The organism is Chryseobacterium sp. SSA4.19 (assembly GCF_022601875.1).
Classification (GTDB): domain Bacteria; phylum Bacteroidota; class Bacteroidia; order Flavobacteriales; family Weeksellaceae; genus Chryseobacterium.
In genome coordinates this window covers 116,823-128,982 of sequence record NZ_JAKVIP010000002.1, presented here as the reverse complement: position 1 = coordinate 128,982, position 12,160 = coordinate 116,823, and the positions used below count along the sequence as shown (strand labels likewise).

Annotated in this window: 11 protein-coding genes; 4 read left to right on the top strand and 7 right to left on the bottom strand. The window is 37.3% G+C overall.

What is annotated here, in order from left to right:
* Window positions 1-76 precede the first annotated feature (76 nt).
* The 5 genes from MKJ01_RS02090 to MKJ01_RS02070 all read right to left on the bottom strand — a co-directional run bounded on the left by MKJ01_RS02090 (window position 77) and on the right by MKJ01_RS02070 (window position 4,346).
* The gene (locus MKJ01_RS02090; RefSeq protein ID WP_241611308.1) at window positions 77-1,312 is read right to left on the bottom strand and encodes an MFS transporter; all 1,236 of its coding nucleotides are present in this window, start codon (window positions 1,310-1,312) and stop codon (window positions 77-79) included.
* Between the two features lie 94 nt (window positions 1,313-1,406).
* Complete coding sequence (locus MKJ01_RS02085; protein WP_241611309.1) at window positions 1,407-1,772, bottom strand: hypothetical protein; 366 nt, start codon at window positions 1,770-1,772, stop codon at window positions 1,407-1,409.
* A 69-nt stretch (window positions 1,773-1,841) separates the two neighbouring features.
* Window positions 1,842-3,341 (bottom strand): GH3 auxin-responsive promoter family protein, encoded by a 1,500-nt coding sequence (locus MKJ01_RS02080; RefSeq protein ID WP_241611310.1) that lies wholly within the window; start codon window positions 3,339-3,341, stop codon window positions 1,842-1,844.
* Window positions 3,342-3,468: 127 nt separating this feature from the next.
* On the bottom strand, window positions 3,469-3,741 hold the full coding sequence (locus tag MKJ01_RS02075; protein WP_241611311.1) for a hypothetical protein: 273 nt from the start codon (window positions 3,739-3,741) through the stop codon (window positions 3,469-3,471).
* 212 nt (window positions 3,742-3,953) lie between these two features.
* Window positions 3,954-4,346: a hypothetical protein gene (locus MKJ01_RS02070; protein WP_241611313.1), complete on the bottom strand. Its 393-nt coding sequence runs from the start codon at window positions 4,344-4,346 to the stop codon at window positions 3,954-3,956.
* A gap of 311 nt (window positions 4,347-4,657) precedes the next feature.
* Between MKJ01_RS02070 and mfd the strand changes: the two genes are divergently transcribed.
* The 4 genes from mfd (at window position 4,658) to pth (ending at window position 10,796) form a co-directional block, all read left to right on the top strand.
* On the top strand, window positions 4,658-8,032 hold the full coding sequence (gene mfd, locus MKJ01_RS02065; protein WP_241611315.1) for a transcription-repair coupling factor: 3,375 nt from the start codon (window positions 4,658-4,660) through the stop codon (window positions 8,030-8,032).
* 168 nt (window positions 8,033-8,200) lie between these two features.
* Window positions 8,201-9,073: a hypothetical protein gene (locus MKJ01_RS02060; protein ID WP_241611316.1), complete on the top strand. Its 873-nt coding sequence runs from the start codon at window positions 8,201-8,203 to the stop codon at window positions 9,071-9,073.
* Between the two features lie 101 nt (window positions 9,074-9,174).
* Window positions 9,175-10,146: a hypothetical protein gene (locus MKJ01_RS02055; protein ID WP_241611317.1), complete on the top strand. Its 972-nt coding sequence runs from the start codon at window positions 9,175-9,177 to the stop codon at window positions 10,144-10,146.
* 86 nt (window positions 10,147-10,232) lie between these two features.
* Window positions 10,233-10,796 (top strand): aminoacyl-tRNA hydrolase, encoded by a 564-nt coding sequence (gene pth / locus MKJ01_RS02050; protein ID WP_241611319.1) that lies wholly within the window; start codon window positions 10,233-10,235, stop codon window positions 10,794-10,796.
* 44 nt (window positions 10,797-10,840) lie between these two features.
* On the opposite strand, the gene MKJ01_RS02045 is transcribed toward pth, so the two are convergent.
* Complete coding sequence (locus MKJ01_RS02045; RefSeq protein WP_241611320.1) at window positions 10,841-11,296, bottom strand: hypothetical protein; 456 nt, start codon at window positions 11,294-11,296, stop codon at window positions 10,841-10,843.
* Between the two features lie 208 nt (window positions 11,297-11,504).
* Window positions 11,505-12,155, bottom strand: coding sequence for a carbonic anhydrase (locus MKJ01_RS02040; RefSeq protein ID WP_368366221.1), 651 nt, complete (start codon window positions 12,153-12,155; stop codon window positions 11,505-11,507).
* Between the last annotated feature and the right edge of the window lie 5 nt (window positions 12,156-12,160).

Sequence of the window (12,160 nt, the reverse complement as noted above, 5' to 3'; positions counted from 1 at the left end):
ATATTACAAATATAAAAAATTATTAATTTTAAATTAAAGTTTTTAGGATTAATTTAATAAAATGGTATATATGCTTTTAATATTGCATTTTTCTTAATTTCGAATTGGTGCTTCCTACAAATAACGCAACCAGTACTGTCATGGTTCCTCCAAAAACAACGGAGCGTACTACACCAAGCATTTTTGCCATTAAACCGCTTTCAAATTGTCCCATTTCATTGCTCGACATAATAAATATCGAATTCACACTTAAAACGCGGCCTCTGATATGATCCGGAGTTTTAAGCTGAACAATCGTTCCTCTGATCACTACGGAAATTCCGTCCAGCATTCCGCTTAGCATCAGAAACATAAAAGAAAGCCAGTACAGATGAGACAATCCGAATCCGATGATACAAAGACCGAATCCTGTTACAGCAGCCAGTAGAATTTTACCCTGATTCCTTCTTAAAGGGATTATTGATAATATAATAATGATGCACATGGATCCGATATCAGATGCAGCATTCAATAATCCGAAGCCTTCTGCGCCTACTTTCAGGATGTCTGAAGCGTAGACCGGAATCATGGCAATGGCACCACCGAAAAGAACAGCAAACATATCAAGACACAGCGCTCCCAAAATTTCTTTGGTTTTAAAAATATAAGAAATTCCTTCGCGCATACTTTCTATAACGTCAATATTCTCTTTTTTGTATTCAGAGTGCTGCTTATTTAACCGGAAAAAAAATAATGAAGCTGAAAATATCAGTAAAATCACTACGACCAATGTCCATTTTACTCCGAAGAACCCGATCAGGAAACCTCCTGCCGCATGGCCGCATACGGAAGAAATAAGGAAAGTTGCCTGGTTTAAAGTAACGGCATTCGGCAGATTTTCTTTTTTTACGATTTTAGGAATCATGGAAGGGACAATCGGTCCGATAAAAGCTCTTGCAATTCCTGTAAAAAAAATAACGCCATAAATAAAATAAGTAATCTGATGTCCCGTAAAGTGTAGTTCAACATTAAGGAATGCCGGTATCAGCAGTAATCCGATTAGGAAGATATAAGCATAGTTACATATCAGAAGTAGCCTTTTCTTTTCATTCATATCGATAACGTGCCCTGCATACAAAGCGCAGCTTACTGCTGGGATGACTTCGGAAAGCCCGATCAGCCCGATTGAAAAGGGGTCTTTCGTTAACTGATAGACCCACCATCCTAATAAGGTTGCCAGCATTCTGAAAGCCAGAACAATAAAAAATCTTCCCGTAAGAAGATGCCTGAATTCAATATTTTTTAAGGTCTGTAGTGGAGTAAATGAGATCATCCGACAAAAATACCCTCAAATATTGATTCGAGGGTATGCTTATCGTTTTTTTTTAAATGAAAAATTGAATAAGATTTAAAAGATAAAATCTATTTTAATGATCAGCCCTTGATGAACTCAATACCAATGCTGCAACGCCTGCTGCTCCGATGACTACAGCACCTGCAGTAATTCTTGCTTTACGGCTGTCTCGTACCGCAGCTACATTGGCTTTAGGAATGGTAACTACTGTACTGTCTTTTTTTCCGGCAGTCCCGATCAGGTTATCGCCGTCTACATTACGGAATAACATTTTTTCATTCTTTGAACCGTCTTTCATCATTACCGTATACATTTTTCCAGCTTCAAGATTAGAGTAATCATTCTTTGCTGTATCTTCTGTGTATTTCGTAGTGGCGCAAGACGAGATCACAAACAATGATGTCAGTAAAGATGATTTTAAAAGTACAGATGCTCTCATTATTATTTTTTAATTTTTCAAATTTATAATTTTTTTCGAATATACGTTTCCGGAATTGAAAAAATCTGTTCAACGTTTATGTATTTCCAATAAATCGGCAATTTTTCTGTCGTTTGCCAACCTTGGTGTTTTATTCTGTCCTCCCAGTTTTCCCTGTGATTTTGCATATTCATGAAAGGCATGTTTTTTCAGATAGGTAATATGTAAGGGCTGCAAAATATTTCCGGAAATCAGATCATCATAATAGGTATTGCGCTTTCTTAATTGGTGATCAAGCTCAGTTCTAAAAGCATCCGTATTTTCGGGTTCTTTTTCGAACTCAATAAGCCATTCATGATAAGGAAGCCCTTCTTCAGGATTGACCTGCGGGGCAAGATGAAACTCTGTAATCTGTGCCGGAAATTTTTCCAGGGTTGCTTTCATAGCCTCTTCCACTTCAAAAGCAATAACGTGTTCTCCGAATGCTGAAGTAAAATGCTTAGTTCTTCCGCTGACCAGAATTCTGTATGGATCTTTATCAATAAAACGTATTACATCCCCAATTGAGTATGCCCATAATCCTGAATTGGTTGTTAGTATCAGTGCATAGTCTTTATGCAGTTCGATATCTTTTAGTGTCAGTCTTCTCGCATCCCGTTTTCCATAGTCTTCCAGCGGAATGAATTCATAAAAAATACCGTGATGGGTCAAAAGCAGCAGTCCCTCCTTTGTATAATCATCCTGGAATGCAAAAAAGCCTTCAGAAGCCGGGAATGTCTGCACAATATCCACACTCCCTCCAAGTAAGTCTTCCATTTTATCGCGATAAGGTTCATAATTGACACCGCCTGTCACGATTAACTGAAGACCTGGAAAGATCTGCTTGATTTTTCTGCCGTGTTTTTCAGTCAGTTTTTCAAAGTACATAATAAGCCAGGGCGGTATTCCGGAGATCAGGGTCATATTTTCTTTTTCGGTTTCCTCAACAATCCTGTCCACTTTCGCTTCCCAGTCTTCCATCATATTGGTTTCCCAGCTCGGAAGCCTGTTTTTCTGTAAATATTTAGGAATATGGTGGGCTACAATTCCTGAAAGGCGTCCTGTTTTTATTCCGAAAACTTCTTTCAGTTCAGGACTTCCCTGCAGAAAGATCATTTTGCCGTTTACAAAATCAGCATTGTTTTTTTTAACAATATAATGGAAAAGCGCACTTTGAGCCCCTTTTACCTGGAAAGGCATGCCTTCTTTAGAAATAGGGATGTATTTTGAACCCGAAGTTGTGCCCGAAGTTTTGGCGAAATATTCAGGAATTTCTATCCAGAGAATATTGGCCTGGCCTTTCTTTACCCTTTCAATATAGGGTTTCAAATCTTCATAGTCGGAAACCTGCACTTTTTCCTGGAAATCTTTTACGGTTTTAATATTTTCAAAATCATGTTCCCTTCCGAAAAGTGTTTTCTTAGCAGTATGTACCAGTGAAAGCAGAAGTTCTTCCTGGTTTTTTTCAGCATTCTTTTTAAATTCTTCAGTATGGCGGACATGCTTTTTTGCCCAGATTAATGCCGCTGTTTTCTTTAGGAAATGTAACATGATTCAAATGTATAAATAACTTAAGAATCTGTCATCACTTTTATAAAATATACAATAAAAAAACCGATGAATGAGTGGTCATCGGTTCTTCGAAATTTGATTATGAAAATAACAACTATATATGAGTTTATTTATTTGCTTTGTATCTCTTGTCTGGTGTGCCGTCCTTTTTAAGATGTTTATTTGCGTTATATCTTTTATCCGGAGTTCCGTCTTTTTTCATTTTAGCAGTTGCAGGAGCAGTTGCCGGTTTTTCTGTAGCCGCCATAGCAGCCGGCTTTGTAGTTTTCGCTGTTTTTACTGTCTGTGGAGCAGCAGCTTTTTTTGCAGGAGCCGTTTGCTGAGCCGTTGCAAAGCCAAGTCCTAATATGACTGACATTGCTGATAATAATTTTTTCATATGTTTTTGTTTTGTTACTTCAAAGGTATACAAAATCCGGACTTAAAATCTGCTTTTCAGAAACTTAACTAAAGTTTATCAGAGCTTAAAAAAATATTAAATAGTTTTAATAAGGATGCAATGGAATATGAATTTCAAATATCCGGAAGTAGTAAAGAAAAAGCCTGCTTCTTTTAAGAAAGCAGGCTGTAAGTAAAGATCTAAGCGTTGGCTTATCTGGTACAGTTAGCGGTCCAGGTTTTACCGTCTTTTATATAAAGTATTTTCAAATCATTATTATCAATTCTGATATATGATGTTGCTGTGGATCCAACCATTACCAGAGTATTATCACCCTGCTGGTTAAATTCTACTCCGTTCAGATCAGGAATTCCATTAGAAAATGCGAAGTTGTACTTTGTTCCGCTGGCAATTTTAGTTACAAATACGCTTCCGTCATTAGAGCTGATGTTATCACCACCACCATTATACGCGACACTTCCTCTGTATGTGCCTGCAAAAAAGTCATTGTTTGCCGGATCATCGTCATCGCTGCATGATGTAATGGTCGTGACTGCAAAAAACGTTAATAGGAACAATCCTAAAATTCTAAGTGCTTTTTTCATAATATAATTTCTTTTTAAGTTTGATAAAGGGAGTTTTTCAAACAGCGTGCCATTCTTATATTTATTAAATGTTTTAACCGATTCACAGGAGTTTTGGCAATAATTATAAATGTATAGTTTTATTATTGATATTTAGCGGCTTAATCTATGTATACTATCATAATCGGATTTAATTTATCACTTAATCATTTATTCTGTCTGTACGTTTAAGGTGATAAAAGTCTATTGTGAAGAATTAGCATTATCTTTGTTATCATGAAAACGATTTCGGGAACTCCGGAATCGATTTTGCCATTATATCTATATAATTTATGCCGTTAAAAACCATTACCGAAAATTTCCTGCCGCATCTCCTTCAGAAAGAATTTGGAAAAGAGATTTTTGACCAACTTGAAACACATCAACATCTTTTTGTAAAAGGAAGTGCCGGCTCATCGGTTTCCATTTTTGCCGCAGAACTGTTTCTTACTCAAAAAAGACATATTCTTTACCTTTTGGATGACAAAGAAGATGCATTATATGCCAATACGGAAATGGAAAATCTTCTGGGAAAAGACAAAGTATTATATTTTCCGGCTACCCATCTTGAACCTTATCAGGTAGAGAAGACACAGAATGCCAATCTGGTTTTAAGAACAGAAGTAATTAATAAGATTACTTCAGGCAAGTCTCCTAAAGTAATTATAGCCTATGCAGGAGCTTTATCTGAAAAGGTTTTGAAGAAAGAAGATTTTAAAGCGATTTCTCATCATATTAAAGTTGGTGATCAGCTGGATTTCAATTTTGTAGATGAGCTGTTGCATCATTATCATTTTCAGCAGGCTGATTTTGTTTCTGAACCCGGTGAATTTTCAGTCAGGGGAGGGATCGTGGATGTTTTCTCTTTTTCTAATGAAAAACCCTACCGGATCACTTTTTTTGGGAATGAGGTGGAAAGCATTAAAACATTTGATATTGAAACCCAGCTTTCAGTAAGCAAAATAAATGAGTTTCAATTGGTGTCTAATATGAATTTCACAGTAACCGGCAGCCGGATTTCTCTGTTGCAGCTGTTGCCTGAAAAAAGTTTTGTTATCTCTAAAAATGGGATTCTCTGCATGCAGAAGCTGAAAACATTTTATGAAAAATCCCTGGAAAAGTATGAAGCCTTAAGCAAAGATATTGCACACCGGTCACCACAGGAGCTGTTTATATCAGACCAGGAATTTTTATTTGATTATAAAAAATTTAAAACGGTTGATTTAGGGAGTGTTCAGATAGAAGGCCTAATTGAATGGACCGAAATAAAACTTGATCAGAATCCGCAGCTTTCTTTTCATAAAAATTTTGAAATGCTTGCTGAAGATCTGGAGGCCAGGCAAAGTGAAGGATATGATACCTGGATTTCCTTTTCATCCGAAAAGCAGAAAGAAAGATTGGAATTGATTTTTGAAGAACTTGAACGGGAGCTTCCGTTTAAAAGCTTTACATCCGAGCTTCATGAAGGGTTTGTAGATCATGGAAATAAATTTTCAGTATATACGGACCATCAGATTTTTGATCGTTATCAGCGTTATAAAGCCAAAAATACCTTTGCTAAATCTGAGCAGCTTACTTTAAAGGACCTGATGTCTCTGAAGATTGGTGATTATATTGCCCATATCGATCACGGAATTGGAAAATTCATGGGTTTGGTCAAAGTAAATAATGACGGAAAGATACAGGAATGCTTCAAGCTGACTTATAAAAACGGGGACTTGTTATATGTAAGTATTCATTCGCTTCACAAGATTTCAAAGTATAACGGCCCGGAAGGAAGAGAAATTGTATTAAGCAAATTAGGTTCTCCGACATGGAAATCTTTGAAACAAAAAACAAAAGCCAAAGTAAAACAGATTGCTTTTGACCTGATCAAGTTATATGCACAGAGAAAAACCGCAAAAGGATTTGCCTATACACCTGATTCTTACCTGCAGAATGAATTGGAAGCAAGTTTCTTGTATGAAGATACACCGGATCAGGAAAAGGCTACCATTGATGTAAAAAAAGACATGGAGGCCGATACGGTAATGGACCGTTTGGTTTGTGGAGATGTAGGTTTCGGAAAAACAGAAGTAGCGGTTCGTGCAGCATTCAAAGCGGCAACTGACGGAAAACAGGTAGCTGTTCTTGTTCCGACCACGATTCTTGCGTTTCAGCATTACAGAAGTTTTAAAGAAAGATTAAAAGATTTTCCGGTAAACGTAGCGTATGTCAACCGTTTCAGAACGGCAAAGCAAAAATCTGAAACTCTTGCTGACCTGAAAAACGGTAAAGTCGATATTATTATAGGAACCCATCAGCTGGCGGGCAGTGCCGTTAAGTTTAAAGATCTTGGGCTTTTGATTATCGATGAAGAACATAAATTCGGAGTATCGGTAAAAGATAAACTGAAAACCTTAAAAAACAATGTGGATACGTTGACCTTAACAGCGACTCCGATTCCGAGGACACTGCAGTTTTCTTTAATGGCGGCCCGGGATTTATCGGTGATCAAGACACCGCCGCCTAACAGACAGCCTGTAGATACTCATATTATCGGGTTCAATGAAGAGACGATTCGGGATGCCGTTTCTTATGAAATTCAACGTGACGGGCAAGTGTATTTTATCAATAACAGAATTGAAAACCTGAAAGATATTGCCGGGCTTATCCAGAGGCTGGTTCCGGATGCAAGGGTTATAACGGGACATGGCCAGATGGAAGGCAAGCAACTTGAGAAAAATGTGCTGGATTTCATGGAAGGTAAATATGACGTTCTGGTTTCCACAACCATTATAGAAAGCGGCGTGGATGTTCCCAATGCCAATACGATTTTCATTAATGATGCACAGCGGTTCGGGATGGCAGATCTTCACCAGATGAGAGGCAGGGTAGGGCGAAGCAACAGGAAGGCATTCTGTTATCTGATTACGCCGCCTTATGATATGATGACCAGCGATGCCAGAAAAAGGCTGGAGGCAATTGAGCAGTTTTCAGATCTTGGAAGCGGTTTCCAGATTGCGATGAAAGATCTAGAAATCCGGGGTGCCGGAGACCTTCTCGGAGCTGAGCAAAGCGGCTTTATTACTGAAATGGGTTTCGAAACCTATCAGAAACTGATGCAGGAAGCTTTGGAGGAATTAAAGGATGACCAGGAGTTTGAAAATTTATTTGAAAACGAGGAAGAGAGAAATAAACTTTTTAAAACGACAAAGGATGTCAATATTGATACCGATCTGGAACTGATGCTACCTGATGAGTATATTTCAAATACGGAAGAAAGATTATTGCTGTATCAGAAACTGGCAGATATTGATAATGAGAAAAGTCTGGAACAATTCGAAGCGGAGCTTACCGACCGTTTTGGCCCATTGCCGGAAGAGGCTAAAAACCTCTTGAAAAGTGTCAGCTTAAAATGGCTTGCGGCAGAAATCGGATTTGAGAAGATTGTCATGAAAAACGCAGTATTCCTGGGTTATTTTCCGAATAATCCTCAGGACAAATTTTATCAGACCCATAAGTTCAGACATATTATCAGTTATCTTACTCAAAATCCAAGAGAAGCACAGCTGAAAGAGAAATCAGGTAAAGAAGGAAATCAGCTGATGATGAGGAAGGATAATATTGTTAATGTAAAAGAAGTTAATCATCTGTTGAAATCAATTCTTGAGAAAGAGAAAAATTGAGGCAAAAGCAATAATTTTTTAATACCTCTTAAAGAGCATTAAATCAACTTTAATAATCAAAAATCCGAAAGCGAAAGTTTTTGGATTTTTATCTTTTTTGCCACTTCATTAAAAATTCAAAGGAAAATTAGGTAAAATAATTTATATTTGACGGAATTAACTAATATTATGATAAAAAAGTACTTTCTTTCATCTTGTGTGGCATTAGCACTTGCTTTTGTTGTTTCATGTGATAATACCACAGAAGATCCGCCGAACCAGAATAACAATAACAATAACAATACTTCCGGCGGGACAACACCAACCATTACAGGACCAAGAATACTAAGCAAAATAAAAAGCGGGAATATTGATCTGGAAGAATACATTACCAATGCAGGAATTCTTTCCCAGGCCTATATCAGAGATGCCGGCTCCAGCAACACAATTACCGCTACAACAACCTACTCAGGGGGAAAAATAACACAGATCAAATATCAGGATAATGCAAATCCGCATGTCATTGATAATATGTATACACTTACTTATACAAGCGGAAAGCTTTCATCGTTTACGATGGATCATACAGCATTAGGGGTGATATCTAACCATAGTGATTTTACAGTTTTCTATGATGCCAACGGACAGCTGTACAGGATTATTGAAAAGAAAAAACTGGCCGGAAGTGCGTCATACACTCATTATATAGAATCTAAGTTTACATTCTCTGCGAATAATGTTGCTAAAGTAGACCATAGTACGATGCTGATGGACGGAGCCAATCCTGATCTTTCTACTGCGGTAACCGTATCGTATGCCTATGAAAATTATGATACCAAAATAAATCCCTATACCACTTTGCCAAAAGAGTATTTTATGGTAACTTCCACACTATTCCAGGCAAATTTCTATATGCTCTCTTCAAATAATGTGGGGAAAATAACGGTACAGAATCCTGCGGGTCCACCTATTCCTATTCCGAAAAATTATCTTTATGATTCTCAGAATTACCCAACTTCTGACCAGAGCCAGACAATTAAATACATATATAAAGCGTTATAATACCAATCGTCCTTTGATGGTTTTATCTGAAAATGAATAAATACATGGTTTTTATTCAAAAAAAAATTATATTTGTGAAAAAATAAATAATCCCTATCGGAATGAAACGACTTTTTTATTTTGTTTTACTATTAGTAGGCGTTGCTACGGTCCATTCTTGTAAAGATCTGTTGGATGAAAACGGAGACCCGCTGCTTGACATTAATGCAAATACAGGGCTTAACGGTCCGAGAGCTTTATATAGAGAAATTACGGATTCAGATACGCTGGCAACATATTATTATAACGGGTTGCAGCTATCAAAAGTAATTACAGACAGTACTTCAGTAACGGATGTAGCATGGAGCGGAGATAAGATCAGTAAAATTGATTTTAAAGGTTTTCTTGATCTTGATAAAAACGGGAAAGTAGAGAAAGACAGTATTTATTTTACGCAACTGCTTACGTATGGAAGCACAGGCAGACTTGAGAAGATTTCAGAAGACCGTTCTGTATATCACAGATTAACCACTCCGCCTTATTCAGTTACATCGCCAAGTCCTCAGATGCTATATAGAAAAGTAAAAACAAGTTACAGCTTAGTGTATTCTGCATCAACAGGGAAATTGGAATCAATCAAAAAGTCAAGCGGTCCTGACGTTTCAGGGGCCCCTTCTTTTGACAATTATTCTACTATTAAATTTGAATATGCCGGAGATAATGTAGCAAAGGTAACAAGGGAATATGGTCCAATGACCGGAGGCGTGAACGGGACACCAACTAAAAGATTGAGTTTTGGATATACCAGCTATGATGCAGGTATCAGTCCGTTTACGTTATTGCCAGGCGCTTATAAGATTTCAAGAATTTTATCATCAGAGTTATTTTTTGCAGATGCGGTTTCCCCTTATGTTATCGATAAAAAGAATGCTGACGGCTGGATCTTGTCACGAAACAGTCCAAAAAGAATCTCAATAACGGATCTTACTCAATTGGTTCCTACACCGATATTATATTCAACAGATTACCGCTATGATCCGCAAACTTATATGACGGTAGGTTATGGAGTAAACTATATATACAAGCCATTATAGGAAATATTTATACATAATATCAAGCCCAATCTTTCAAAGGTTGGGCTTTTTGCTTTTAATACTGTAATTTTGCAAAAAATTTCTTTATGAAATATTTGATTGTAGGTCTCGGCAACAAGGGAACGGAATATGAAAACACACGTCACAATATAGGTTTTAAAATAGCTGATAAAATAGCGGAAACGCTGGAAACACCTTTTAATACTACTAATTTCGGATGGTTGGCAGATGGGAAATATAAGGGCAGAAGAGTATTGGTTTTAAAGCCTGATACATATATGAACCTGTCCGGAAATGCGTTGAGGTATTGGATGCAGAAAGAAAATATACCTTTGGAAAATGTATTGATCATTACCGATGATCTTGCGTTGCCTTTCGGTACTCTTAGATTGAAGGGAAAGGGATCTGATGCAGGCCATAACGGGCTGAAAAATATCAATGAAGTATTGCAGACCCAAAATTATGCGCGGCTCCGCTTTGGCATTTCCGCAGAATTCTCAGAAGGCAGGCAGGTGGATTACGTATTGGGAACATGGAATGAAGAAGAGACAGAAAAGCTTCCGGAAAGAATCGAAAAGTTTTCGAAAGCATGCCTGTCATTTGTTTTTGCAGGTATTAATAATACCATGTCTTCATTTAACGGAAAGTAAAAATATCACGATATATAAAATCATAAGCCTCTTTTACGGAGGTTTTATTTTTTATAAACAATAATATCCTTTATGATCTTTTTTTCAAAGAAATTCCTTTCGTTTAGTGTAAAAAAATAGTTGTGTTCCTGTTCAAAAAATTCAATAGGTGCCGTTGGACTGTCGTCAGCCTTCCATCTGATGCTTAGAGTCGCTTCAGGTCTTGAACCCATCTCTTTTTGTGAAAATGTGAATGAGGTATTTGGAAGAGGGTTATTAAGGTCTTCCCTGAAATCGGATTTGGCTTTCTTCGGTTGCAGCTGAACCATATCTTTTAACAATAAAGAGAACGGTTTTCCAATATATTTTTCTTTATTGGTTTCGAACTTTTTAAGGTATACTAAAGTATCATTAACTGGTTTCTGAGCTTTCGAAAGGCCATTGAGAAATAATAAGATTGCGGTAATACAAATGTTTACGTATATTTTCATATCATTGATACATCCAGTTTCAGTTTCCAAAGGTAAGTATTTTCATACTTTTCCTAATTAATTTAAACCAAACAAAACCCTGGAGAAATTCCTTATCCTCAATTAGGAAGAGAAATCAGGTTCCGGTATTAATAAAAATAAAGAGACCACCGGATCCGGTGGTCTCATGACAGGCATGTTGATGTCTGCCAACTTATCTAACGAAACATATTCTAATGTATAAAACTTTTACTGATCATTACAACCAGGTTACCACTCCGGTTTCTACATCATAGTTGGCTCCGACGATTTTTATTCTCCCTTCATTTTCAAGGTTTCTCAATGTAGAGCTTTGATTACGGATGTCATCAATTGCGCTTCTTACATTCTGCTGGTTTAATCTTTCCAGAAGATCACCGTTTTTAGATGAATATTCTTCCCCTTCCTGGATTACTTCTTTGATAATAGGCTCAAAATGATTGATCAGATGGTTCAGGTTATCCATTCCCATTCCCTGGATTTGTGCTGCATCAAGGCCGCCTTTCAAAGCACCGCATTTGGTATGCCCTAAAACAACAACCAGTTTAGAGCCCGCAACATTACAGCCGAATTCCATAGAACCCAGAATGTCCTGGTTCACAAAATTACCGGCAATCCTGATACTGAAAATATCCCCGAGTCCCTGGTCAAAAATAAGTTCTGCCGAAGTACGGCTGTCTATACAGCTTAAAATTACGGCAAAAGGCCACTGACCTTCACGCGTGGCATTTACCTGCTCCAAAAGGTCTCTGTTGGCTTTAAGGTTATTGACGAATCTCTGATTTCCTTCCTTTAAAAAATTTAATGCTTTTTCCGGAGAAATGGTTGACTGGGTTTCAGATGTATGTGCTTTCATATAATTTGTTTGAATGATAT